The organism is Paenibacillus aceris (assembly GCF_017874035.1).
In the GTDB taxonomy this organism is placed as follows: domain Bacteria; phylum Bacillota; class Bacilli; order Paenibacillales; family NBRC-103111; genus Paenibacillus_E; species Paenibacillus_E aceris.
Window position 1 is genome coordinate 536,261 of sequence record NZ_JAGGKV010000001.1, and the last position, 26,424, is coordinate 562,684.

Annotated in this window: 21 protein-coding genes; 6 read left to right on the top strand and 15 right to left on the bottom strand. The window is 47.9% G+C overall.

Features of this window, described 5'->3' with window-relative positions; all coding sequences use genetic code 11:
• Positions 1–17 precede the first annotated feature (17 nt).
• The 6 genes from J2Z65_RS02650 to J2Z65_RS02675 form a co-directional block, all read right to left on the bottom strand.
• Entirely contained in the window at positions 18–1,490 is a 1,473-nt protein-coding gene (locus J2Z65_RS02650; RefSeq protein WP_167063851.1) for an ABC transporter substrate-binding protein, read from the bottom strand.
• Entirely contained in the window at positions 1,487–2,410 is a 924-nt protein-coding gene (locus J2Z65_RS02655) for an ABC transporter ATP-binding protein (protein WP_167063848.1), read from the bottom strand. Before J2Z65_RS02655 ends, J2Z65_RS02650 begins: the two co-directional genes overlap by 4 nt.
• Before the next feature lies 1 nt (position 2,411).
• Positions 2,412–5,357 (bottom strand): ABC transporter permease, encoded by a 2,946-nt coding sequence (locus J2Z65_RS02660; RefSeq protein WP_193581055.1) that lies wholly within the window; start codon positions 5,355–5,357, stop codon positions 2,412–2,414.
• Positions 5,357–6,451 carry an efflux RND transporter periplasmic adaptor subunit gene (locus J2Z65_RS02665; RefSeq protein WP_167063845.1) on the bottom strand — a complete coding sequence of 365 codons (1,095 nt, stop codon included), beginning with the start codon at positions 6,449–6,451 and terminating at the stop codon, positions 5,357–5,359. Before J2Z65_RS02665 ends, J2Z65_RS02660 begins: the two co-directional genes overlap by 1 nt.
• Complete coding sequence (locus J2Z65_RS02670) at positions 6,414–7,139, bottom strand: ABC transporter ATP-binding protein (RefSeq protein WP_240159917.1); 726 nt, start codon at positions 7,137–7,139, stop codon at positions 6,414–6,416. The genes J2Z65_RS02665 and J2Z65_RS02670 overlap by 38 nt, the downstream gene beginning before the upstream one ends.
• 305 nt (positions 7,140–7,444) lie before the next feature.
• On the bottom strand, positions 7,445–7,993 hold the full coding sequence (locus J2Z65_RS02675) for a GNAT family N-acetyltransferase (RefSeq protein ID WP_240159898.1): 549 nt from the start codon (positions 7,991–7,993) through the stop codon (positions 7,445–7,447).
• A 187-nt stretch (positions 7,994–8,180) separates the two neighbouring features.
• Between J2Z65_RS02675 and J2Z65_RS02680 the strand changes: the two genes are divergently transcribed.
• Both J2Z65_RS02680 and J2Z65_RS02685 read left to right on the top strand, forming a co-directional pair.
• On the top strand, positions 8,181–9,563 hold the full coding sequence (locus J2Z65_RS02680) for a dipeptidase (protein ID WP_167063840.1): 1,383 nt from the start codon (positions 8,181–8,183) through the stop codon (positions 9,561–9,563).
• Between the two features lie 17 nt (positions 9,564–9,580).
• The gene (locus J2Z65_RS02685) at positions 9,581–10,087 is read left to right on the top strand and encodes a GNAT family N-acetyltransferase (RefSeq protein WP_167063837.1); all 507 of its coding nucleotides are present in this window, start codon (positions 9,581–9,583) and stop codon (positions 10,085–10,087) included.
• Positions 10,088–10,189: 102 nt separating this feature from the next.
• Here J2Z65_RS02685 and J2Z65_RS02690 read toward each other — a convergent pair whose 3' ends face one another.
• Both J2Z65_RS02690 and dapA read right to left on the bottom strand, forming a co-directional pair.
• Complete coding sequence (locus tag J2Z65_RS02690; RefSeq protein ID WP_167063834.1) at positions 10,190–10,579, bottom strand: RidA family protein; 390 nt, start codon at positions 10,577–10,579, stop codon at positions 10,190–10,192.
• A 20-nt stretch (positions 10,580–10,599) separates the two neighbouring features.
• Entirely contained in the window at positions 10,600–11,475 is an 876-nt protein-coding gene (gene dapA, locus J2Z65_RS02695; RefSeq protein ID WP_167063831.1) for a 4-hydroxy-tetrahydrodipicolinate synthase, read from the bottom strand.
• 124 nt (positions 11,476–11,599) lie between these two features.
• On the opposite strand from dapA, the gene J2Z65_RS02700 reads away from it, so the two are divergent.
• Complete coding sequence (locus tag J2Z65_RS02700) at positions 11,600–12,484, top strand: LysR family transcriptional regulator (RefSeq protein WP_209855717.1); 885 nt, start codon at positions 11,600–11,602, stop codon at positions 12,482–12,484.
• Positions 12,485–12,779: 295 nt separating this feature from the next.
• Here the strand turns inward: J2Z65_RS02700 and pyrE are convergent, their stop codons facing one another.
• The 7 genes from pyrE to pyrR all read right to left on the bottom strand — a co-directional run bounded on the left by pyrE (position 12,780) and on the right by pyrR (position 21,538).
• Positions 12,780–13,424 (bottom strand): orotate phosphoribosyltransferase, encoded by a 645-nt coding sequence (pyrE, locus tag J2Z65_RS02705; RefSeq protein ID WP_167063828.1) that lies wholly within the window; start codon positions 13,422–13,424, stop codon positions 12,780–12,782.
• A gap of 32 nt (positions 13,425–13,456) precedes the next feature.
• Positions 13,457–14,146 carry an orotidine-5'-phosphate decarboxylase gene (gene pyrF / locus J2Z65_RS02710; protein ID WP_240159916.1) on the bottom strand — a complete coding sequence of 230 codons (690 nt, stop codon included), beginning with the start codon at positions 14,144–14,146 and terminating at the stop codon, positions 13,457–13,459.
• Between the two features lie 55 nt (positions 14,147–14,201).
• The gene (gene carB / locus J2Z65_RS02715; protein ID WP_167063819.1) at positions 14,202–17,411 is read right to left on the bottom strand and encodes a carbamoyl-phosphate synthase large subunit; all 3,210 of its coding nucleotides are present in this window, start codon (positions 17,409–17,411) and stop codon (positions 14,202–14,204) included.
• Positions 17,412–17,425: 14 nt separating this feature from the next.
• On the bottom strand, positions 17,426–18,610 hold the full coding sequence (gene carA, locus J2Z65_RS02720; protein ID WP_167063816.1) for a glutamine-hydrolyzing carbamoyl-phosphate synthase small subunit: 1,185 nt from the start codon (positions 18,608–18,610) through the stop codon (positions 17,426–17,428).
• Between the two features lie 167 nt (positions 18,611–18,777).
• Entirely contained in the window at positions 18,778–20,061 is a 1,284-nt protein-coding gene (locus J2Z65_RS02725; protein ID WP_167063813.1) for a dihydroorotase, read from the bottom strand.
• Between the two features lie 20 nt (positions 20,062–20,081).
• Positions 20,082–20,978, bottom strand: a complete 897-nt coding sequence (locus J2Z65_RS02730) for an aspartate carbamoyltransferase catalytic subunit (protein WP_425326202.1) — start codon at positions 20,976–20,978, stop codon at positions 20,082–20,084.
• Positions 20,979–20,983: 5 nt separating this feature from the next.
• Complete coding sequence (gene pyrR, locus J2Z65_RS02735) at positions 20,984–21,538, bottom strand: bifunctional pyr operon transcriptional regulator/uracil phosphoribosyltransferase PyrR (RefSeq protein ID WP_167063807.1); 555 nt, start codon at positions 21,536–21,538, stop codon at positions 20,984–20,986.
• Positions 21,539–21,981: 443 nt separating this feature from the next.
• On the opposite strand from pyrR, the gene J2Z65_RS02740 reads away from it, so the two are divergent.
• From J2Z65_RS02740 to dapD, 3 genes are all read left to right on the top strand, one after another.
• Entirely contained in the window at positions 21,982–23,706 is a 1,725-nt protein-coding gene (locus J2Z65_RS02740) for an ABC transporter ATP-binding protein (protein WP_167063804.1), read from the top strand.
• Complete coding sequence (locus J2Z65_RS02745; protein WP_167063801.1) at positions 23,703–25,589, top strand: ABC transporter ATP-binding protein; 1,887 nt, start codon at positions 23,703–23,705, stop codon at positions 25,587–25,589. The genes J2Z65_RS02740 and J2Z65_RS02745 overlap by 4 nt, the downstream gene beginning before the upstream one ends.
• Before the next feature lie 109 nt (positions 25,590–25,698).
• Positions 25,699–26,409, top strand: a complete 711-nt coding sequence (dapD, locus tag J2Z65_RS02750; RefSeq protein ID WP_167063798.1) for a 2,3,4,5-tetrahydropyridine-2,6-dicarboxylate N-acetyltransferase — start codon at positions 25,699–25,701, stop codon at positions 26,407–26,409.
• Positions 26,410–26,424 lie beyond the last annotated feature (15 nt).

A 26,424-nucleotide genomic window follows, 5' to 3' on the forward strand; every position in this document is an offset into this window, starting at 1 on the left:
TGTATGGAGCGGTCTGCTTATCCGGCAGGCACAGCTTGTTGTATCATAGGGTTCATGGGTGCAGTGGGATTTTCCTTCATTTGCTTCAGCATCGCATCGCCCTGGGTTTGCCATTCTTTGAGCGCCTCACGTGCCGTCGTTTTCCCTTGCAGTACATTGTTGAACAACTGATGCCCAATTTCTTGGACTTGATAAATATTTGGCTTGTCGCGGTAAATTTTGAAGTTATTATCAGATGGCGCAGGTATCACATTGTAAAAGGCCTCCATATGGAATTCCAATCCATCTTTGGGTTTCAAATATTTGGAGCGAGCCACCAAGTTATAGGAACTGTGCGATTTCAGCTTTGCCCAGTCATCGCCATTCACGAACTTAATGAATTTCCAGGCGTCATCCGGATTTTGCGCTTTCGCGTTAATTCCCATAATGCCATTCATATAGATAGAGCCGCCAACACCCTTAGCCTCAGGATGGGAAGGAATCGTTACAACATCCCAATCAATCGGCGTAAACCCTTTATAGCTCGCAGCGTTTTTATTGGCACTCGTAATCTGTTGAATTTGACCATAATTAATAATCCCCATCGCTAATCGATTCGACATGAAATCGTCATAGGCAAACGGATTCTCTTGATCGAATTGCCGATTCATTCCCTTCTGAGGATCCACAAGCTCTGGAAAAACATTATCTTTTTGAAGCTGAGCCATTTTCGTCCAGACTTTCTCCCACTGATCTGAATCTACAGTCATTTTCTCTCCGGCATCATCAAACATTTTCAACTGCAGGGGAGCTGTGTACATTTGCATGCCATAAAATAAATCACCTTGCGCTTGCGTTGAGAACGAGAAGCCGTTGATGCGTTTTTCCCCTTCTCCCTTCGTGAGCCGTTTGGAAAGATCAAAAATCTCATCCCACGTCATGCCGTCTTTCGGAAAATCAACACCTGCATCCATGAACATTTTCTTATTATAAATAAGTGCAGAAGAGGAGAACGTTGGCGCAAGTGCATACAGTTTGCCACTGCCAGCATTCTTGATGCCGTCGATCACGGCAGGTACAATTCCAGTTGTATCGAATTTATCTTTCGTAATCAGCGGATCCAGCTGTGTCAACATGTTGCTTTCAATGATTTCCGGCAGCTGCTCGAAGCCGACCATTACGACATCCGGCGGATTGTCGCCCTGCATGACCTCTTTCAGCTTCTCCATCGGATCCGGCATCTTTTCGCCTGGTTTCACACCGCCATACCGATATCTGTCATCCATGGTTGGAATCATTTCAACCTTGATATTCGGATTGGCGAACTCAAATATTTCCGTAAACTGTTGTCTGAAATATTCATCATCACCGAAACCCATGGATGTTGCGATCTTCAGCACACGTTCCTGTTTGTCGTCAGTTTTCTCGCCTTTCGTACAAGCTGCCGCAAGTGGTACGACCATCGCCAAAGTCAAAGATGTGGCGAGCATTTTTCGCGTTATTAATTTCATTTTGATTTACCTCCGTCAACAATTGAATTTAATTTACTACCCTCATATGCGGGAATGGCTTTAGGTGCTTTAATCATAATTTTTTCGCCATCAAACTCCATTGTTGCTTTTCCCTCGATTTGCAAAGCGTTCAAATAGGCTTTTGGCACTTGCAAACGTCCTGCCCGGTCTAATACAACAAACTCTTCATGGTCCTCATTCGCAAGTCCTCCATGGATGCCGGCAGCGCCATCCAGTGATGGACTCCGTGCAATAAACTCCGAACTTGTCATCCCATCCCGGATGGCAACGACCCGGCCAACCTTGCCAGCCATGGATAAATCATGTGTAACAATCACAATCGTCACACCTAGTTCTTTATTCAACCGTTGGAAAATGGTTAGAATCATATCCGCCGTCTTCGAATCTACGGAACCAGTAGGCTCGTCGGCAAGCAGCAGTCTTGGCCGATTAGCCAGCGAAATGGCAATGGCCACACGCTGTTGCTCCCCTCCTGACAGTTCCTGAAGCTTATTGTTCAACCGGTGGCTGAGCCCGACCCATTCCAGCAATTGCTTGGCATAGGCAGGATCATAGTTCCCGCTGAGCATCATCGGCATTTCCACATTTTCGAGTGCGGTCAAGTAAGAAACGAGATTTCGCGCGTTATTTTGCCAAATAAAGCCGACCGTATGCCGTTTGTATTCAACCAACTGCTTATCTGTGATTTTCAATAAATCCCAATCGCCGACTTTTACTTGACCGGCTGAAGGACGATCAAGTCCGCCCAAGATATTCAGCAATGTAGACTTGCCGCTTCCGCTGTTCCCGATAATTGCCATAAGCTCACCGGCATCAACCTGAATGTTCAATCCTTGTAAAGCGACAACTTCGATCTCGTCAGATTTATAAATTTTGACCAAGCCCTCGCAAGTAATCATCCTATTTCTCCTCCCCGAGCTTCACAGCTTGATGAACCCGCAGCCTTCTAATGTGTAAGAACAGCAGTAAAGCTCCTGTTGCCATCATGAAAGCTACAACGAAATAGAGCTGATACGTGTCTTTGGAATCGAAAACAACCCGAAATGGCGGCACCTGAGTCTTCACATTCTGCGAGGTTTGCAGGAAGGGCAAGAAGAAATAGCTCGTTAATTTACCGATGGCAATTCCTAACGCAATGGATAAACCCGCTGTAAACCCTTGCTCCAGCAGCAGCATCCCCGTCAATTGCTTGCGGGAGAGCCCCATCGCGCGAAGCACCCCAAACTGAACGACTCGACTCGATAAATTAAAGAACCAGTACAGCATGTAGCCAATTAAAGACACCAAAACTGAAACGAGAAAGCCCAAACTAAGTATCCCGAAAACGCCGCCTCTGGCCGGAAGCTTCTTCTGAACGATGAGCTCATTCCGAACATCCTTGACAGAAGCCAACTCGATTCCCTTAGCTTGCAAGGCGGTTACGATTGGCGCCACTTTCGCGTCCGGTTTCATTTTCAACCAAACCTCATATGGAACCATGGGCGCTTGATCGTAAACATAATCCAGATTCGTAATGAAAAATGGCGTCTGATCCGGATATTGACTTGGCCAGTAAGGAAGAATGCCGACAATAACAAATTCTACTGGCTGCTGGCTGATTGTAATCGATAGCAGATCCCCGGCTTTGAGCGAATACTTGCTTGCATAATTAGAAGGAATAATAACGGCTTGCTCATAGCTGCCAAGCAAATTCAAGTATTGATACGGAGGCGCCGGAAATAAATCAGGCCGGAACCATCCTACTTTAGCAAAATCAACATTATCAATGCCCATGACCAGCCCTTGGCCGGTTGATTTCCCTGACACCACGACATTTCCTTTCGTTTGCAAAACCCTTGCCGCAGCTTGAACGCCCTCTAGATCTCGGAACACTTGAAAAGGTGGTTCAACGTAACGAATTTTCGATGGTGTACCCTCTCCGTTATTCGCTCCACCCTGGCCTCCTTGCCCACCGTTTGCTCCAGATCCACCATTACCTGTACCTCCATTTCCGCCATTATTACCGCCTGCCCCGTTCGAGCCTCCCCCTTGGTTTCCTCCGGTGTTTCCTCCAGCATTGGGATCCTTAGGCAGATCATCGGAGAATCCTTCCCATACGGTTTGCAGCACAACATCCGTTCCATATTGGTACAAGGTCCTTTCCGTCGAATTCAGATCAATCGTACGTGCAGCCGAGGAATTATATACACCAAGGCCTAACGTTAAGATCAGAAGCAGCATAAGCGGATAATAGGCTTTCGCTGAACGGGAAAGCTGCACAAGCGTTAAATAGAGCGGCACGGGAAGGAATTTTCGCCCCAGCCAGCCGAACAAACGCAGCAGCCACGGAAAAATACGCAGAAAGAACAAACCCAGTGCGAAAATTGAAAGTGCAGGTACGAAAAACAACAGCGGATGCACTTGCAGCTGATCGGTCGTCAAGCCTGTTTGCACGGACAACACTTGACGTTGATCAAATAAGTAAAAGCCATAGACGACAACACCGATCAGCACGATGTCCAGAAACCAGCGCTGCCAAAGCGGCGACCGGTCGGATCTGGCAAGAAGCTGCTTGTAGTTCACGATCGAAGCTTTTGCAAAAAGGATTGCAGGAATCACGCTCGCAAGAATTGCGATGAGCACAGCAAGACCGCCATAGAGCATTGCTTCCTTTGTGAAGCTGACAGGAATCGATTTCCGGTCAACAAACGTTAGAAACCCGCTGGAAGAACCAATACTTTTGGCCATAAACCAGCCCATAAATGGTCCAACCACCAGAGCAATGATTCCTAGTGATAATCCCTCCAGAAAATAAATCCCAATGATTTGTTTCGTACTGCCGCCCCTGCTTCGGAGTGTGGCAATAACACCGCGCTGCCGATCAAGCGACTGCCTGGCATTCATGACAATGTAATAGAAAACCATGGCAATCATTGGAGCTGCCAATGTGAATAGCAGAATCTGCATCTGCAAGCTTTGCGCCTTAAATTCGGACAGCATCGGCTTGAATGAAACATCGACCTTTGTATTTTTGAGTTTCTGGAACAGATTAATGTCCAGCCTCTCCAGACGATGGTCTAATGGAGACAGTTGGCTCGTTTGAATGTTACGCAGATCGAAAGCATAATACCAATTGGCTAATTGCAGCGGAATTTTCTTCTCCGTTAATAACGTGTTCATAAAAACATCATCGCTAACGATAAGTGCGTTGACTAAACCTTCCAAGCCTTGAAACCAATAGGCATCCGTCTCGTTTTTTGGCTTAAAGGAGCCTACAATCTTCACCTTCAGCAATTGACTTCCGCTTGCTCCGGACACGGAATAATTGAACACGTCACCGATATGCAGATCATTTCGGTACAGAGCTTCATCCAGTACAACGGCTTCCAGAATACCGTTTTGCACTTGATTCGAAGCCATTTGTCCATTCGGCCATTCTACGTGTTCATTCAACCCGCTCCATGAGGTAAGCGCCATTTGCCGCCGTTTGCTGGGATCCACTTTCGATGCATCTACAGGTGTGATTTGCGCTCCTTTGATCGTATAGCTCTTGGCAAAAGTTTGGACCGGAAACCCGATCTCCTTCGGGATATCTTCCCCTATGTACACATTGACGTCTTTCAGCTCGTCCAACCCTGCACGTTCTGTCCCAACCGCTTGATACCGCATAAGCAGAGAGCCTGCGGGCAGTCCGCTGCTCTTCTCTTCAAGCGATTTGGCCACGACGCGCTTCAGCGATCCATCCGCATACATCGGAATGCTGGTGGTGAAGGCAACGGCCATAATCAATCCAAGTAACGTGCTGAGCGTCAGCCAACGGGTATTCCACATTTTTCGAAATAAAAACCGCAGCATGGGAATAGACATTAGCGACCCACTACTTTCTGTCCGGCGGTAAGACCTTTCACAATCTCCACATCCGTTGACGTCTGTTGACCGATTTCCACATCGACTTCCTTCTTATTCCCCTGATTATCCACCACTTGCACATAATTTCGGCCGGAGTAGGAGCGAAGCGCCGCCAAAGGAATCGTTGTCGCATTTTCTTTTCTTTGTGTTACAATCGTCACACTTAGCGGAGTTCCGCGATTAAGTCCCTTTGGAAACTCATCCAATTGAACGACTAAATATTGATCGATCGAATCTTGCTTGCCATCTAAACCGCCCCCCGGATAGCCGCCATTATTATTCCCAGCTGTCTGCGGGTTCGGCAGTTGCTTAACCTTTCCTTTGTGCTGACCAGCAGAGTTAATATCCACTTGGGCTTCCATCCCGACAGCAACTTTCTTCGCATCATCTGCGCTAATACTTGCCGCTACTGTCAATTCATTCAAATCCGCCAGCGTCGCAACGGACTCATCCGACTTCACGGTATCGCCCTTCTTCGCTGTGACCGTTACGATCGTCCCGCTGAACGGCGCGAGAAGCTTCGCTTTGCTTACTTGCGTTTCAAGCTTCGTCAGCTCCTCCCGTTTCAGTTCAAAATCAATCTTCGCCTGCTCGATTTGCTCGGGCGTCATTTCGTCCGCCTTCCGCAACGTCTCGATCATCGTCAGCTCATCTTTGCGGGTTTGAAGCTTTTTACGTTTCAAATCGCTTTCTAAATCCGAAACATCCAGCTCAGCAACGGGCTGGCCCTTCTCAACTGTATCTCCATTTTTCACAAGAATGGCGCTGATTCGTTTGGAAGTCATATCTTCAGAGAAGAAAAGCTTTTCTTCCTGCAGGGCCATTAATCTTCCGCCCCCTCTTACTTTGGTTTCGAGCGTTTCCGTTTTCACCGTATATTCGGGCTTCTTGGAAAGCTTAGGCGGATTAATGCTCGGAAGCGCCTCTTCCTCCTGCTCCTTCGGCAATAACGAACAGCCGGAAGATAATAAAAGTGTCGTACATACAAGCAGTGCAGTTACGGGCTTCCTCCAGCTAGGAGACGAATTTCCCGTCCACCATTTCGTAAACATGATCGGCAACCTCCAAAATAGTAGGGTCATGGGTCGTCATACAAATCGTAACCTGCTCCGTCGCGATCATACTTCGAAAAACGGACATAATCTGTGCCCCCATCTGGGAATCCAGCTCAGCAGTCGGCTCGTCAGCCAAAATCAATGAAGGCCGATGCGCAATTGCCTTAGCGATTGCAACACGCTGCTGTTCACCCCCGGACAGTTCAAACGGACGATGGTGCATACGTTTGCCAAGCCCGACGAGTTCAAGGCAATAAGCTACCCTTTCCTTCCATTGAGATCGCGGAACTCCCGCCATGCGCAGTGCAAGCTCCACATTTTCCCAAGCAGATAACAGCGGCATTAAGGCATACGATTGAAAAATAAAACCAATCTCTCTTCGGCGAACTAACGTTCGTTCATCATCGCTTCCCAGATGAAATGCATGATCCAGGAACGTAATTTCCCCTTCGTTCGGCTGATCAAGTCCCCCAATCAAATTCAACAGCGTCGTCTTTCCCGAGCCTGATCGGCCTTTGAGCATCACAAGCTGAAGAGGCCGGAGTTCCATCTCAATACCTTTAAGAACCTCTAATCGTTCACCTCCGACTTGAAAGGATCGAGTCACACCCGTCACCGTCAATATCGGCGATTCGAGATGTGCGTGCGAAGAAGTATGGGTCTCGCCGGGTATCTCCTCCTCCATCGTCATAGCCTCTGATGTACTTTTTTTACGAAACCAGTTCGCCATATGGCACTTCTTCCTTTCATTTCCAAATCAGCTGTATGATAAATTAGACGGTGCATGTTTTCAAAAAGTTCCACGAAACTGAAAATTTGCTGAAAGTTTTTCTTTTGATCCTATGCACTCCTTGTATGAATCTATTAAAATATACTAATTTTTGTAATATGTTACCATGCAACAAATTACCTATTTTATCCAATGAAAAAAAGCTATCCTGAAAGTCTGATCAGACCCTTCAAGATAGCCCATTTTCTGAAGCGCAGTTTCTACTCCAACGCTGTATTCCGCAGCACCATATGAATATGGTCCTCCCAAACCCCATGTATTTTCAAATATTTGAGCGCCAATCCCTCCTCATAGAAGCCCAACTTCTTCACTACCTTAAGGGAAGCAGCGTTCCGAGGCATGATGTTCGCTTCAATGCGGTGCAGGTCCATGACCTCAAAAGCATAGGCAATTATCGCTTTCAGCCCCTCAGTCATAAGTCCCTGATTCACAAGATTTCCATCCATCCGATAGCCCAAATGACAGGATTGAAAAGCCCCTCTGACAATATTGTTAAGAGCAATTGACCCGATCAGACGCTCTTCATACAACATCCATACTTTTAGTAATTGGCCTTCCTCCATCATTTTAGCTTCTTTCTCAAGTAACTCCACCTGATACTCCTTGGTAAAGTACGTCTCATCGCGCTCTATTTCCCACTGCTTTAAAAAAGCACGATTGCGATTCACATAATCCAACACCAGCTCAGCAGATGAATGATCTAACTTAACTAAAGACATTCTCTCCGTCTTACAGACCAACTTCATCATTATTCCTCCTTAAATCGTATACGTGATCGTTTATTTGGCTATACAATAATACCCGCATGCCTGAACCACCGCAACTTTCTTACAAAATGTGAAACCTCAACTGTTATTTGCAGGATTTTACCCGCCTTTGGGGAAGTTAAAAAGAGGAACGTAATTAGAAATGCTTACAAAGAAGGAGAATACCGACATGATTGAAACGATCAAAACCTATTTGGAAGAGCATAGGGATCAACACATAGAGGAATTGATGCAGTTTTTGCGGATTCCAAGTATTAGTGCTGTTGCCGAACACCAACCTGATATGAAGCGCTGTGCGGAATGGGCCGCTGATGCCCTAAAACAAGCTGGACTTGAAAATATTGAAATTATGCCGACCGGCGGTCACCCTGTCGTTTATGCAGACTGGCTGCATGCAGAAGGTAAGCCAACGGTGCTAATTTATGGACACTATGACGTTCAACCGGCTGAACCGCTTGAGCTATGGGAGACGCCTCCCTTTGAACCAGTTATTCGTGACGGTAAACTATTTGCCCGGGGCAGCACAGATGATAAAGGGCAACTTTTGCTTTATGTCAAAGCGGTAGAAGCTTTTTTACGCACGCAGGGCAGTCTGCCAGTGAATGTGAAATTCTGTATTGAAGGCGAAGAAGAAATTGCGAGCAAGAACCTGCCTCCATTCGTAGAAAAGTACAAAGATAAATTGCAAGCCGACGCGATTACCCTTTCAGATACCCAAATGCATGGCCCTGGGAAGCCGGCACTTATGTACGGTCTACGCGGTCTGGCTGGCTTTGAAATTACGATCGATGGCGCAAACAGTGACCTGCATTCCGGGTTGTTCGGCGGAGCCGTCCAAAATCCGATTCACGCTTTGACAAATCTGCTGAGCTCGTTCCATGATGCCGAAGGCCGTGTTGCCGTCAAAGGCTTTTACGATCGCGTAATTGAACTATCGGACAAGGAACGCGAAGCTTTTAAACAAGTGGAACCCGATGAAAATAAGGTGCGGGCCGATCTGCATGTCGATACTTTATATGGCGAAAAAGGATTCTCGTTCTACGAGCAAACAACGTCAAGACCGACTTTGGAAATAACTTCAGTAAGCGGCGGCTTTCAAGGAGAAGGCATTAAGCCTATCATCCCGAACCGCGCTTCGGCCAAAATTGCGTGCCGACTTGTTGCTGCGCAAGTCCCGGAAGAAATCATGGATGCTGTTGAAGCGCATATTCAAGCCCAAACTTTGCCTGGCGTAAAAGTATCCCTGAGCCGACAGCTGCGCGGCAACCCGTTTATTACTCCAATCGATGAACCTGTCATGGTTGCAGCCGCGGAAGCTTATGAAGATACTTATGGCGTATGGCCGGTTTATACGCGAAGCGGAGGGTCGATTCCGATCGTCGAAGTGTTAGGACGAGTACTTGATGCTCCCGTAATTCTACTTGGATTCGGCTTGCCTGGCGAGAACCTGCATGCGCCTAATGAGCATTTTCACTTGGTCAATTGGGATCAAGGAACAGAGACGATCAGCCGCTTCTGGCTGAAGCTCTCGAAACAGAATAACGAAGCATGAGAGGATTGGCTAACCATATGAACACAACTCATTTATCTCTCCGAGATGCAAGCTTGGAAGATCTCGCAGAAATTGTACGTATATATAATTCAACTGTTGCAGGGCGCATGGTTACCGCTGATACGGAGCCAGTTACGACAGCAAGTCGTGAAGCCTGGTTTCATGAACACTCCGCCGATTTCCGGCCTTTATGGGTGGTCGAAAACGGCAGCGGAATTTGCGGTTGGCTTAGTTTCCAATCCTTCTATGGACGGCCAGCCTACAATGCTACAGCGGAAGTCAGCATTTACATTGATGAAGCTGCCCGTGGCCAAGGAATCGGCCGTTACCTCATGGAGCAGGCTTTAGCTGCTTGTCCAAAGCTGGGTCTTAAGACCTTGCTGGGCTTTATTTTCGGCCATAATGAACCCAGTTTACAGCTCTTCCGTAAATTCGGCTTCGAAAATTGGGCGCATTTGCCGGGTATTGCCGAACTCGATGGAATCGAAAGAGACCTGATTATTCTAGGTAAACGAGTCGGTTAATGAATGTTTACTAAAAAAATAGCGCTTCTCCTCTTGCTTAGCGATGTTACATCGCAGCCAAGAAGGAAAAGCGCTATTTCTTATGCCAACCTGCAGACCCTATTAGCCTTCATCCAAAAAAGCCTCAACCTCGATCTCGATCATCAACGCAGGATCAATCAACGCTTTTACTTCAACCATTGTTGCCACAGGCTGCACATCTCTGAAATATTCTCCATGCGCGCGACCAAATTGTTCCCATAAAGAAATATCCGTCACAAACATCCGGGTACGAATCACATCCGACATCGTAGCTCCAAGCTCCAAAAGTGCTTTCTCGATGGTCTCCAGCACAAAGCGAGCTTGCTCATAGGCATTGCCTGCGCCAACCACCATGCCATCCTTCATCGCCGTTGTTCCTGCTACTTCGATACGGTTCCCTACGCGAATTGCCCGGCAATAACCGACAGTTGGCTCCCAGGGGGAGCCTGTAAATACTCTCGTTCGACTCATGACTCAATCAACTCCCCTTTTTACACATAGGATGCTAATTTAGCGCGCAAACCTTCCGTCACTGGCAAAAGAGGAAGCCGAAGCGTACCGGATGCAATAATGCCTTGCTGCTCTAGCAGCCATTTGATGGGAGCCGGGTTCGGCTCTTGGAAAAGAAGACGAATAAGCGGAAGCAAATCCTCATAAAGCTCTCTGCTTTCCTTGTGCTGCCCGGCTAGAAAATGGCGGTAGAAAGCAACAAAGCGCTCCGTCTCCACATTCGCAGATGCACTCATGACACCTTTAGCTCCTGATTGAAGCGCATCAAATAGCAGTGAATCTTCACCGCATAATACCGGCTTCGAACCCAATCGGGTAAGCTCAGTAACCAACTGTGTGTTTGGCGTACTGTCTTTCATTCCAATCACGCCATCAAGTTCAAGGATCCTCCGCACGGTATCAAGCTCCAGCTTCACCCCAGTGCGATGAGGTACATCATACAAAATCACCGGCATGCCAACACTCGCTACACGGCGAAAATGCTCAATAATCCCTTCCTGACTTGGTTTATTGTAATACGGCACCACCACCAAGGCTGCATCAGCGCCCAGTTTTCCCGCTTCCTCTGTTTTACGAACTGTGGACATTGTAACATTCGTACCCGTACCTACTATGAGAGGAACACTTACATTCGCTGCATCTCTAGCAGCTTGTGCCGCAGCAAATAAAACGCCGAGCTCTTCGCTCATAATCGCAGGTGATTCCCCCGTCGTTCCGTTCACGACCAGCCCATCAACCTCATCCTGAAACAAATTGTAAGCTTGATTATAAAAAGAGGCAGTGTCCACCTCACCGTCCTCATCAAAAGGCGTAATAATGGGTACATAAACGCCATGCAAATCTCTTTCTGTTAACATCTGTATCATCTCCCCGTTAAAATTATGATGTACATACACTTTAGCATGGAATATCACATCACAGTTAGCTATAATAAATGATAGTACTCATCAATATTTTTGATAAAAGTGGGGGGGGATGGCCATGGACTTAACGTATTTCCGGACCTTTCGGGAAGTTGCCCGAAGGAAGAGCTTTACTAAGGCTGCTGAAGAATTAGGATATGCACAGTCCAGCATTACCATGCAAATTCAGAAGCTTGAGCGCGAATACGGCGTGCCTCTTTTTGAAAGATATGGCCGGCAGCTGCGGTTAACCGCTCCAGGTGAAAGCCTGCTGAAGCTAGCCACACAGATGCTTGATCTCTATGACCAGTCCAAAGAAATGATAGCAAGCCAACTTACTGGTACATTAACGATAGGTACGATAAATTCACTTGCTGCCTATTATTTGCCTCCTTTTTTGCAAGCGTTGAAACAGCTTTATCCCGGTCTTAATATACAGCTCTTTCCCGACAGTGAAGCCTCCCTTATGAACAAAGTCAGAGAAGGCGACTATGATCTGGGTTTATTGCTGGATCGCTTTCCGGCTGATCCTCACTTGACCTGCACCAAAATCAAAGAAGAACCTCTAGTACTCGTAGCCCCATTAGCACATCCGCTCACACAACTTAACCATATAAAGTTAACCGATTTTCAGCAAACAGAGTTTATCGTAACGGAAGAAAGCTGCATCTATCGGGGCATGTTTGAAAAATTGCTCAAAGATCACGCAATCCCGCTTCAAATCGGCTTCGAACTTGGAAATTTAGAAGCGATTAAACAATGCGTCATGAGCGGGCTCGGTATCGCCCTACTGCCTCGAATCGCTGTTCAGAGCGAGCTCGAACAACACAAACTAGTCGCTCTTCCGTTCTCACACGTTGACTTGTCGTTAAATATTCAACTGATTCTTCATCCTAAAAAGTGGATTTCCCAGCCTTTACAGTCCTTTATTACGCTGTTAACCAAAGAAAGCGAGCACCTTTAAGCACCCTCAGCATAAAAAACCTAGCCTGCGGCTAAGCCCTTGGTGTCAAAATAGCGAAATAGCGGACCCTAGTTCCCTCTCCCTCACGCAAAGGGATTTTTTTGGCATAATAGCGGCTTGTAGTCCCCCTATAAACATAGAACAATAATGTTAAAAAAAGAAGCCCTCCTTTTCGAAAAGGTAGGGCTTCTTTCATGTTAATCATATGCCATCCAAATGCGGCGCCGCAGATGCGGTAACCAGCTGCTGAAGTTTCGCAAAATCCTGTACGAGTGTACTTGCTTTCGAGTCTATCCTACACGCCAAACGCAGCAGGATTCTCTCTCCAAGAACGTAGCAATGCCATATCTTCTTCCTTGATTGCTCCCTTCTCTAGCGCCACTTCAAGCAGCGTAGAGTAGTTCGATAGCGTGTGAAGAGGCATGTCCGCCGCTTGGAACGCATCCGTAGCTTTGTCCAATTGGTAGGAGAAAATTGCAAGCACGCCCAGCGGAACAGCGCCCGCTTCTTTGACAGCAATGGCAGCTTTCAAAGAGCTTCCTCCTGTAGAGATCAGATCCTCGATCACGATGACCTTTTGCCCTGGTTTGACGGAACCTTCGATCAGGTTCTCTTTGCCATGGCCTTTGGCTTTATCCCGAATGTAAATCATCGGAAGACCCAGCTTCTGAGCCACCCATGCTGCATGAGGGATGCCAGCTGTTGCTGTGCCGGCAACGACTTCAGCGTCCGGGAACTTCTCTTGTATCAAACTGACAAAGCCGTCAGCAATCGCTTCACGGATTGCCGGGTGCGACATTGTCAGTCGGTTGTCGCAATAAATCGGGGATTTCAAACCCGATGTCCAAGTAAAAGGCTGCTGCGGTCTTAGCGCTACCGCACCAATATCTAATAAAGAAGCTGCAACATGCTTCGCAATCGTTTCAAGCTGTTGACTCATGTTACTTCCACCGTTCCTTCCGTTGATAGGTGCTACAAGATGGAATCAATGATCGATTCCATCGCAGCCCTTGGATCCGCCGCGCCTGTGATCGGTCTGCCGATCACGACATAGTCCGTTCCCTGCGCGAACGCAGCTGCCGGCGTCATGATGCGCGACTGGTCGCCCACATCCGATCCTGCGGGGCGGATGCCCGGCGTCACGGTGACGAACCCGTCACCGCACGACGCCTTAATGGCGGTCACCTCTAAAGGTGACGCGACGACGCCCTGCAGCCCCGCGGCTTGCGCCAAGCGGGCATAGCGAATGACGGCTTGCTCCACCGTTCCGGCCAAGCCGATCTCTTCATTCAGCACCGCTTGCGAGGTGCTGGTCAGCTGCGTCACGCCGATGACGATCGGACGTGCAGCGCCTACGGCTAACCCCTTGTCGACACCTTCCAAGGTGGCTTCCATCATGTGCTTGCCTCCGGCGGCATGGACATTGAACACATCAACCCCAAGGCGCGTTACGCTTTCTGCGCCGCCTTTGACTGTGTTCGGAATGTCATGCATCTTCACGTCAAGGAACACCTTATACCCGCGATCCTTCAGACTCGCGACGAACCCGGGACCTGCAGCATAGAACAGCTGCATGCCCACCTTCACGTAGCAAGGAATTCCTTCGAGTTGCTTGAGCAGCCCTTCGGCACTTGCGGCATTCGCATAATCCAAGGCGACCATAATGCGTCCGGCAACATCCGTACGAGTTAATACTGACAAGTCCGTCACCTCTTCCTTAGACATGAACTGGCATTGCGCGTGAGGAGAAGTTGATTGCTTCAAGCATATTCACAAGCGCTCTTACTGTATCAAGCGATGTCATACAAACCACACCGTTCTCAACCGCTTCACGGCGAATGCGGAATCCGTCGCGTTCAGGCGTTTTACCTTTGGTCAGCGTGTTCACAACGAACTGCGCATCCCCGCTGCGGATCAGATCCAAGATGTTAGGTGAGCCTTCGCTCAACTTGTGTACCGTTGTTACCGGAAGACCAGCTTCTTGAATAGCTGTAGCCGTACCGCCTGTAGCAATGATTTTGTAGCCTAAACGGTAGAAGCCTTTCAAGATTTCAATGGCTTCTTCTTTGTCTTTGTCAGCGACTGTTACGACTACTGAACCGGCAGATGGGATTTTCATGCCCGCACCGATTAAGCCTTTGTAGAGCGCTTTGGCAAAGTTCGTATCGCGGCCCATCACTTCGCCTGTCGATTTCATCTCAGGTCCGAGTGTTGTGTCTACACGGCGAAGCTTCGCGAAGGAGAATACAGGCACTTTTACGGAGACATAGCTATCTTCCGGCCATAGACCGCTTTGGTAACCCATGTCTGTCAGTTTTTGCCCCATAATGACGCGAGTTGCTACGTTAGCCATAGGGATGTTCGTTACTTTGCTTAAGAATGGCACCGTTCTGGAAGAACGCGGGTTTACCTCGATGACATACACTTGTTCGTTGTGGATAACGAACTGGATGTTAACCAAGCCGACTACGTTCAGTTCTAGACCGATTTTTGTCGTAATCTCGATAATTTGCGCTTTAATCGCATCTGAGATCGATTGCGGCGGGTAGACGGCGATGGAGTCACCGGAGTGAACCCCTGCACGCTCAACGTGCTCCATAATCCCAGGGATCAAGACGGTTTCTCTATCACAAATCGCGTCAACCTCTACCTCTTTACCAAGCATGTAACGGTCGATAAGAACCGGATGCTCAGGGTTGATTTTCACGGCATATTCCATGTAGCTTAGCAATTCTTCATCGGAGTAGACGATTTCCATCGCACGTCCGCCTAGGACGTAGGAAGGTCGAACGATTACCGGATAGCCGAACTTCGCTGCTGTCCCAACCGCTTCATTAACCGAAGTTACTGTACCGCCCGGAGGCTGTGCAATCGAGAGCTTGCTAAGCAAAGCTTCGAATTTCTTACGATCTTCAGCTGTATCGATGCTTTCCAGATCGGAGCCAAGAATGCGAACTCCTGCTTTGTGTAAAGGAGCTGCCAAGTTGATTGCTGTTTGACCGCCGAACTGAACGATAACCCCGATCGGCTTCTCACGTTCGATCACGTTCATAACATCTTCGAAGAACAATGGCTCGAAGTACAAGCGATCGGATGTATTGAAGTCCGTTGATACTGTCTCTGGGTTGTTGTTAATAATAACAGCCTCGTATCCAGCAGCTTGAATCGCCCATACCGCGTGAACGGTTGAGTAGTCAAACTCGATCCCTTGACCGATACGGATTGGACCGGAACCCAGTACAACAACTTTCTCTTTCGTTGTTTCCGTTACTTCATCTTCTTGCTCATAAGTTGAATAGTAGTAAGGCGTCGAAGCTTCGAACTCTGCTGCGCAAGTATCAACCATTTTGTAGACCGGTTTGATGTTTTGCTTCAAGCGGTAAGTTCTTACATCAGCTTCGTTGATGAATGTTGTGCAGCCTGCCAGCGTACGAATTTCAGCAACTGCGCGATCTGTAAAGCCTTTGCGCTTAATTTCAAAGAGCAGTTCAGCTGTTAATTCACTTGCTGCGATTTCTTTCTCGAACTTGATGAGTCCGTCCAACTTGTTCAAGAACCACCAGTCAATTTTCGTCAAATTTTGCAATTGCTCTACTGTATAGCCTCTGCGGTAAGCTTCCGCTAGTAAGAACAAGCGCTCATCGTCAGGTTTTTGCAGGCGGAGTTCCAATGTTTCTTTATCTAAAAGGTCCGTCTCTTTCAAGAACAAACGGTGTACGCCAATTTCCAGCGAGCGAACAGCTTTATGAATGGACTCTTCGAACGTACGGCCGATAGCCATAACCTCGCCAGTCGCTTTCATTTGTGTCCCCAATTTGCGGTTTGCGGCAGTGAATTTATCGAACGGCCAGCGTGGAATCTTGGATACGATGTAATCAAGCGCAGGCTCAAAGCATGCATAAGTTTGACCGGTAACCGGGTTAACAAGCTCATCAAGCGTGTAGCCAATTGCAATTTTGGCAGCCATTTTAGCGATCGGATAACCCGTTGCTTTGGAAGCAAGCGCCGAAGAGCGGCTTACACGCGGGTTAACTTCGATGACATAGTACTGGAAGCTGTGCGGATCCAGTGCGTATTGTACGTTACAACCGCCTTCGATGTTCAAAGCGCGAATGATTTTCAAGGATGCGGAACGCAGCATTTGGTACTCACGGTCCGACAATGTTTGGCTCGGTGCTACTACGATACTATCGCCTGTATGTACGCCAACCGGATCAAAGTTCTCCATGTTACATACAACGATACAGTTGTCGTTAGCGTCACGCATAACCTCGTACTCGACTTCTTTCATGCCCGCGATGCTGCGCTCGACGAGACATTGGCCGATTGGGCTGTAACGAATTCCGGAAGCAACAATCTCCGTCAGTTCTTCCATCGTGTTACAAATACCGCCACCCGTACCACCTAATGTGTATGCTGGGCGAACGATGATCGGAAACCCGATTTCATTAGCAAAATCTACTGCTTGAGCTACCGTTGTTACGATCACGCTATCCGGTACCGGTTGCTCTAGTTCTCTCATCAAGTCTCTGAAAAGATCACGGTCTTCCGCTTTCTCAATCGCGGTGAGCTGCGTTCCCAACAGCTTCACGTTCTCGCTCTCAAGCACGCCTGCGCGAGCTAGTTCAACAGCCATGTTAAGACCCGTTTGACCGCCAAGTGTAGGAAGCAAACCGTCCGGGCGCTCTTGACGAATGATTTGAGTAACGAATTCAAGGGTGATCGGTTCGATATATACTTTATCCGCCATGTTCGTATCCGTCATGATCGTAGCCGGGTTGGAGTTGATCAGGATAACTTCCATGCCTTCTTCTTTCAAAGCTTGGCAAGCTTGCGTTCCCGCGTAGTCGAATTCCGCAGCCTGACCGATAACGATCGGGCCTGATCCGATAACGAGGATCTTTTTGAGTGTATTATTTTTTGGCATATTGCAGTTCCTCCCTAGAGTTTTGCTTCAGCAAAACTTGCTTCGTAAGCTTTACTTACAGATGTCGATGCCGTGGACGCTTTCCACTGAGCAAGCATTTGCGCTTGGCGCGGCTGCTGCGGGTTATCGCGTTTGTGCTGACGAATCAGCGAGATGAAATCATCGAACAGATAGCTGGAGTCAAATGGTCCAGGTGCTGCTTCCGGGTGATATTGAACCGAGAAAGCAGGGAATTTTTTATGTTTCAAGCCTTCGATTGTACGGTCGTTATTGTTAATGTGCGTCACTTCAAGATCAGTTCCTGCGATGGACTCATCTTTAACCGTGTAGCCATGGTTTTGCGATGTAATGTAGCAGCGACCGGAAGCCAAATCTTTCACTGGGTGGTTACCGCCGCGGTGTCCGAACTTCAGTTTGTCAGTGTCAGCGCCGCATGCAAGTGCGAACAATTGGTGACCCAAGCAAATTCCGAAGAGCGGGATATCGCCAAGCAGGCCTTTGATCATTTCGACAGCGTGAGGAACGTCTTTCGGATCCCCAGGGCCGTTGGACAGCAGGACGCCGTCCGGTGCAAGTCGGCGAATTTGCTCCGCAGTTGCATCTTGAGGCACAACGACAACGTCGCAGTCGCGTTTGCTCAGATCGCGGATAATTCCACTTTTTGCTCCAAAGTCAACCAGCACGATACGCTCTTTGTGGCCTGGCGCACCGAAAACACTTTTGGTGGAGACACGAGCAACTTGATCCGTCATGAGGGAAGTACCTTTCAGGATTTCAGTCAACTCCGCAACCGATTTATTAGAGGTTGTCAGTAAGCTTTTCATTACGCCGTGATGGCGGATTTTACGCGTCAACATGCGCGTATCGATTCCGCTGATACCAACGATGCCATACTCCTTGAGCAGGCTGCCAAGCGTATATTGCGCTCTCCAGTTGCTTGGGATTTCTTCATGCTCGCGAACGACAAAGCCATGAATGAATGGGCGTACGGATTCAAAATCATCACGAATCACACCGTAGTTCCCCACCAATGGATAAGTCATCGTTACGATTTGACCACAGTAGGAAGGGTCCGAAAGAACCTCTTGATACCCTGTAATCCCCGTGTTGAATACGACTTCGCCGACGGACTCCCCTTCACTACCGAACGATTTTCCTGTAAAAAGCGTGCCGTCTTCCAGCAACAATCTTGCCTGCATGTATGTTCAGCTCCTTCACTATTGTCAACGATTCTTATGAACCGCGGATGTCCTGCTTGCATCTTACGAAATCTTACGATTGCTCCGTATAGACTTGCATAAAAAATTATCAGTTTGTATAAATATACACGAAATCACTGTCGCCGTATAGATCATTCTTGTCGTTTTTATGAATAAACGATTTTACCTGATGCGATCGTAACGATCGGCCAGCCCTTCAGCTTCCATCCGATAAACGGCGTGTTTTTGCTGCGTGAAACGATCTCTTCTTTTAGAACCTCGCGTTCAGTTTCTAAATCAACGATTGTAATGTCCGCTATGCTTCCTACATTCAAAGTTCCGTATGGAAGTCCGAATACTTCAGCAGGCTTTTTCGTCATTCGATCTACCAAGAAGCCTAAAGTCCACTTGCCTGTCAGAACAAATTTCGTATACAGCAGGTTGAAAGCTGTCTCGAATCCAAGGATACCGAATGGCGCAAGCATCATGCCCTTCTCTTTCTCCTCTTCCGAATGCGGTGCATGATCCGTTACGATAATGTCGATCGTGCCGTCTTCAAGACCTTCAATGACAGCTTGCACATCGCGCGGTGTGCGCAGCGGCGGGTTCATCTTCCAGTTGGCGTCTAGCCCCGGGATGTCTTCATCCGATAGCACAAGGTGATGCGGGCATACTTCTGCCGTCACTTTAATTCCGAACTGCTTCGCGTGACGGATCAGACGAACCGATTGCTCAGTGGACACATGGCACACGTGGTAGTGAACACCAGTCGCTTCCGCTAGCAGCACATCGCGGCCTACATGAATCGCCTCGGATTCGTTCGGGATGCCTTTCAGACCGTGCTTCTTCGCGAAGGAGCCTTCACTAACTGGCGCTCCGACAACGAGCGTATCATCCTCGCAGTGAGCGATGATCGGCATACCGATAGATGCGGCCAGCGTCATGGCGTCCTTCATCATTTGCGCGCTTTGCACGCCTACGCCGTCATCCGTGTAGCCAATGACACCCGCTTCTTTCAGTGCAGCAAAGTCGGTCAACTCACGGCCAAGTTCGTTTTTCGTGATCGTCCCGTATGGAAGGACACGAACGACACCTTCGGTTGCCGCTTTATCCAATATGTAGTTCACTGTTTCTACTGTATCGATGACTGGTCTTGTATTCGGCATACAAGCAATCGTTGTAAAGCCGCCTCTTGCCGCGGAACGCGTTCCAGTCGCAATATTTTCTTTATGTTCAAAGCCTGGCTCTCTTAAGTGTACATGCATGTCGATGAAACCAGGCGCTACCAGTTTGCCTGCGGCATCGATCACTTCATGACCTTCCGTTTGCGGAGCTGAACCGTCAGCTGCGTCCAAAACCTGAGCAATCTTATCATTTTCAATAAAAATGTGTTTTTTCGCTTGTACATTATTTGCGTCAACTGTAAGTCCGTTTAGAATCCAAATGCCCATTGTAGTGAAGTCCTCCTGTTTTATGATAAAGCTCGTTCGATAACGGCCATGCGAATCGGTACGCCGTGAGCAATTTGCGTGAAAATTTTTGATTTTTCATGTTCAACCAGTTCATCGTCCAGCTCTACGTTGCGGTTAACCGGAGCAGGATGCATGATGATGGCATGAGGCGCCATGCGGCTTGCGCGCTCTAATGTTAGTCCGTACTGTTCGCGGTATTCCTCAGCCGAGCGAAGAAGACCTGTGTCGTGGCGTTCGAGCTGCACTCGCAGCATCATCACGACGTCTGCTTTCAGCGCTTCGTCGAAGGACACATATGGCGCGAACTCAGCAAGCTCCGGAGCCTGCATGCTGGCTGGCGCGCAGAATTGCACTTTGGCGCCCAGTTCGAGCAGTCCCCACAAATTGGAGCGTGCCACACGGCTGTGCAGGATGTCTCCGACAATGGAAACAGTCAGTCCTTTGATGGCGCCGAACTGCTTGCGCATCGTGTAGAAGTCGAGCAGCGCTTGTGTTGGATGCTCATTGTTGCCGTCACCCGCGTTGATAAGCGGAATCTTGATTTTCTCGGCGAGCTCTTGGAGCACGCCATTCGGCTTCAAGCGGATGACGCCTGCGTCGATGCCCATGGACTCTAGCGTGCGAACCGTGTCGTAGATGGACTCGCCTTTTTGGACACTTGACTCCGCTGCAGAGAAATTTAGCACGTCTGCGCCGAGACGCTTTTGCGCCAGCTCGAAGGAAAATCGAGTTCTTGTACTATTTTCAAAAAATAAGTTGGATACGAATTTGCCTTGAAATTGATTCGTCACTTTCGTAGGATACTGCTCCCAATGGGCCGCGCGATCAAGGATGCTCGTAATCTCCCCTGCGCTAACCCCTTTCAATCCCAGAAAATGTTTTGTTTGTGTACTCACTATGCTCACTCCTGTTTCCCCCTCTGTTGAAGTATAATGACGCCGTCTTTATCGTCGATTTCCGTTAGCAGCACTTCAATGCTTTCACTTTTGGAGGTAGGCACGTTCTTTCCAACATAATCAGGGCGAATCGGCAGCTCGCGATGTCCTCTATCCACAAGTACCGCCAATTGAATCATTTGCGGTCTGCCTAAGTCGATTAAGGCGTCCATTGCAGCCCGCACGGTCCGTCCAGTGAAAAGGACATCATCGAATAGGATGATTTTGCGGTCTTGAATTTGGATGCGGCCGCCTTCCTGGACGTTCAGGGCGGATTTCACTTTAACCCTGTCATCACGATAAGACGTGATGTCAATCTCGCCAACAGGAACCGGAACGCCTTCAATTTCTAGAATTCGTTCAGCGACTCTCTTTGCTAAATAAATGCCTCGGGTCCGAATCCCAATTAGGGTACAATTTTCTACACCCTTATTCTTTTCAAGTATCTCATGGGCAATCCGTGTAAGAGCACGACGAATTCCCATTTCGTCTATAATCGTGTGTTCGGCTGCTTCGTTCATTTGGTGCGCCTCCTGAGAGTTTTGCTTTAGCAAAACTGGCATCGTAAGCATTAGCTGTGTTTTCCGAAGGAAAACTCACATCGTAAGCATTGGCTGAGTTTTGGCCGCGTTGAGATACACCAAAAAACTCCTTGCCCATGATTGGCAAGGAGTTAGCGTGCATAAAGATACAGAGCGGGGCATAAGGATGCGTACATCCTCATGCTTGTTCATAAACCGAATGCGCGACCCGGTCTATTCCGTCTTTTCTCATCGACTACCTTGCCAGCCTCTCTGGACTGTTTTTAAAGGTACATATGTAATTAAAAGAATTATGCCACTTTCGACAAGATAAGTCAATATGCATAGCGTTGAATTTTTGAGCACTCCCTTTCCCTTGTGTTATAATTTACATATGAAATTGACTAGTTATCGCTTTCTTACGAAACTCTAAGGAGGAAATCATGTTCAAACTGTTTAGACTTTTGAAACCGTACAGAATATCAGTCGCTGCAATCATTACATTAATGCTCCTGCAGTCTCTGGCCCAATTGTATCTCCCTACTTTACTGTCGGACATCGTTGATGTCGGAGTCTTGAAAGGAGATGTTGCTTACATTCTCCGTTTTGGAGCTTATATGCTTTTAGTAGCCATGGGCGCGATGGTTTGTGTCATCATTGCCAGCTACTTGCTGGCACGGACGGCCACAGGATTCGGCAGAGACTTGCGCCGCAAGCTGTTTAGCCATGTCGAAAGCTTTTCCTTGCATGAATTTGACAAGCTCGGAACCTCCTCGCTAATAACAAGGACTACAAACGATATCGCGCAGGTACAGCAAGTGATCGTCATGATGCGGATGTTTATCGGCGCTCCGACGATGCTAATTGGCGGTGTGATTATGGCAACTTACAAAGATGCCCATCTGGCGATTGTCCTTATCTCGGTTATTCCGATTCTTGTGCTTGCGATAGTCGGCATCATGCTCAAAGGGCTTCCTCTTTTTAAAGTTTTGCAAGTCAAAATCGATGGCATCAATCTCGTGCTGCGCGAACATTTAACCGGTATTCGGGTCATCCGTGCTTTTAACCGTTCCGGACATGAAAAGCAAAAGTTTGAGAAAGCAAACCTCGATTACACGCAAACAGCGATCAAAGTAAATACCATTATGGCAACCATGATGCCAGTCATGATGCTGGTCTTTAATCTGGGGGTTGTCGTCATCCTTTGGTATGGCGGCATTCGCATCGATCAAAACCAAATGCAGATTGGCGATTTGATGGCTTTCATTCAATATGCCATGCAAATTATGTTTTCGATGTTCATGATGACGATGATCTTCATGATGATTCCCAGAGCATCCGCTTCCGGTGTTCGAATTAATGAAGTTTTAGCTATTACCTCAACTATACATAATACCGAGAAAGCGATAAGCCTTCCTTCCAATCATGCTGCGATTGAGTTTGAGAATGTGACCTTCAGCTATCCCGGTGCCGAACAGCCAGCGATTCGGAATGTTTCCTTTCGGGCAGAGCCAGGCGAGGTAACAGCCATTATTGGAGGCACAGGCTCCGGCAAAACGACATTGATAAATTTGCTACTGCGATTTTATGATATCAACACAGGCAGCATTCATGTTGACGGTCATCCGTTGCACACATTGCAATTGGAAAGCCTTCGGCAGCACATCGGTTACGTACCTCAAAAGGCTGCTTTATTTTCCGGAACAGTCGCCGACAACATCCGCTTTGGTCGCGAGACAGCGACGGATGAAGAGATCAAGCAAGCTGCGGCCACGGCGCAAGCGGCAGATTTCATCGCCGAACTGAAAGACGGCTATGAATCACAGCTCGCCCAGGGCGGAACGAATTTATCAGGCGGACAGAAGCAACGGTTAGCCATCGCTCGTGCGCTCGCCCGTAAACCTGATATCTACGTTTTCGACGACAGTTTCTCCGCACTTGATTTCAAAACCGATGCCAAGCTGAGAGCAGCTCTTAAAGTTGAAACGGAGCAAGCAACGAAAATCATCGTAGCCCAGCGTGTCAGTACCATTATGGATGCTAACCGGATAATCGTGTTGGAAGATGGGTGCATTGCAGGGATCGGCACACATGAAGAACTGATGAGCACCTGTGACGTATATCAAGAAATTGTGGCTTCCCAGCTGTCAGAGGAGGAAATTGCATGAGTGAACAACCGAAGAATCAACAACCTTCTTCCTCTCAGGGGGTTAATCCGGCTCATTTTGGCCGTGGAGGCATGGGAGCAATGGGCAGGCCGGTTCAAAAAGCAAAGGATTTCAAAGGAACTTTACGCCGCCTTTCCACTTATATGAAACCTTTCCGAGTATCTATCGTTTTCGTTTTCATAGCTGCCGTACTTAGTACGGTATTCAGCATCATTAGTCCCAAACTGATGGGGAACGCAACGACTAAGCTTTATGAAGGCTCCATGGCTAAACTGAAGGGTGTCGCCGGCGCCAAAATCGATTTCGACGCGCTCCTCCAAATTGTTTTGATACTCGCTGCGCTGTATGTGTTTAGTGCCGTATTAACATTTATCCAGCAAAGGATCATGGTTGGCGTCACCCAGAAAATCGTATTTAATCTCCGCAGAGATATAAGCGAGAAGCTGACGCGAGTCCCTCTTTCCTTCTTTGATTCCCGCAGTCACGGGGATACGATGAGCCGCGCCACGAATGACGTGGATACGATCTCTTCCACCATGCAGCAGAGCTTGACGCAGCTCATCACATCTATCGTAACACTGCTGGGAATCATTATTATGATGCTAACCATTAGCCCTTTGCTGACTTTAGTCACCATCATTACTTTGCCTTTAAGTATTATGGGAACGAAAGTCATTGCTTCGAGGTCTCAGAAATATTTCAAAGGACAGCAAAAAACGCTTGGCGAACTAAACGGCCACGTTGAAGAGATGTATACCGGGCATACCATTGTTAAAGCTTTTGGCCGTGAACATAAATCCATCGAGAAATTCAATGAAATTAACGATCGGTTGTATCACTCCGGCTGGAAGGCGCAATTCATCTCTGGGATGATTTTTCCCCTCATGTCTTTTATCGGCAATATCGGTTATGTGCTTGTTAGTGTGATTGGCGGGATCATGGTAACGCACAACGCAATCAAAATTGGCGATATTCTGGCATTCATTCAATACTCCGGCCAATTCGGAATGCCCATCACACAGGTTGCTAATATTGCAAATATTATTCAATCGACTATCGCAGCCGCGGAGCGTATCTTCGAGCTCTTGGATGAGCCCGAGGAAGTTCTGGAAGAGGCAACAGGCCAAACGGTAAAAAATGTGCGCGGACATGTGCAGTTTCATGATGTCGCTTTTTCCTACAAAGCGGATTCGCCGCTCATTGACCATATGAATATTGAGGTGAAACCAGGACAAACGGTAGCCATAGTAGGCCCGACTGGTGCAGGTAAGACGACAATCGTCAACCTGCTTATGCGCTTCTACGAATTAAAAGGCGGATCAATTTCCATTGATGGCGTAGATTCCCGCAAAATGTCACGCAGCCATCTTCGAGGACTTTTCGGAATGGTGCTTCAAGACACTTGGTTGTTCAATGGGACGATTCACGATAATATTGCCTACGGCCGAGATGGCGCATCCGAAGCAGATATCGTGAATGCGGCGCGCGCGGCTTACGCGGATCATTTCATCCGTACACTGCCGGACGGTTACAACACCATTCTGAATGAAGAGGCCTCCAACCTTTCACATGGACAAAAGCAGCTTCTTACCATTGCTCGCGCGATTCTGGCGGATCCTGCTATTCTGATTCTAGATGAGGCAACCAGCTCCGTAGATACTCGGACGGAAGTCTCCATTCAAAGAGCGATGAATAATCTGATGGAGAATCGCACGAGCTTTGTGATCGCGCATCGTCTTTCTACGATTCGAGATGCCGATCTCATTCTTGTGATGAATCACGGGACCGTTATTGAACAGGGATCTCATGAGCAACTCTTAGCGCAGCAAGGCTTCTATGCCGACCTCTATAACAGCCAATTCGCCTCAAATGCCGTTTCATAAACAAAGGACTGCGTAACCGAGTTTATTCGACTCCATACGCAGTCCTTTTCACCTCGTCCCCTATCTGCTAATATAGGAGAGTCAATCTAATTTTGAAGGAGATGTCACCATGAGCGAAATGAATACGCTAGAAATCATCCAATTTATTAAAGAAAGCAAGAAAAAAACCCCAGTTAAAGTATATGTAAAAGGAAACCTTGAAGGCATTAACTTCGGAGAAGGCAGCCAAGCTTTCATTTCAGGCGGCAGCGGCGTTGTTTTTGGCGAGTGGAGCGAAATTTCTCCTGTGCTTGAAGCGAACAAAGAGCAAATCGCTGATTATGTCGTTGAATCAGATCGCCGCAACTCTGCAATTCCTATGCTCGACCTGAAAGGAATCAATGCTCGTATCGAGCCAGGTGCGGTCATTCGCGATAAAGTACATATCGGAGACAACGCCGTTATTATGATGGGCGCCCTCATTAACATCGGCGCATCCGTAGGCGACGGCACAATGATCGACATGAACGCAGTTCTTGGCGGCAGAGCGCAAGTCGGCAAAATGTGTCACATCGGCGCTGGAGCAGTTGTTGCAGGCGTAATCGAGCCTCCTTCCGCACAACCATGCGTAATCGAGGATGATGTACTTGTAGGCGCGAACGCAGTTATCTTGGAAGGCGTGCGCATCGGTAAAGGTTCCGTTGTTGCCGCTGGTGCAATCGTTACTCAAGATGTAGAAGAATATACCGTTGTTGCAGGTGCTCCTGCGCGCGTGATCAAAAAAGTTGACGACAAAACAAAATCCAAAACAGAAATCTTACAAGATCTTCGTACCCTGTAAGATCATCTGGAGGGA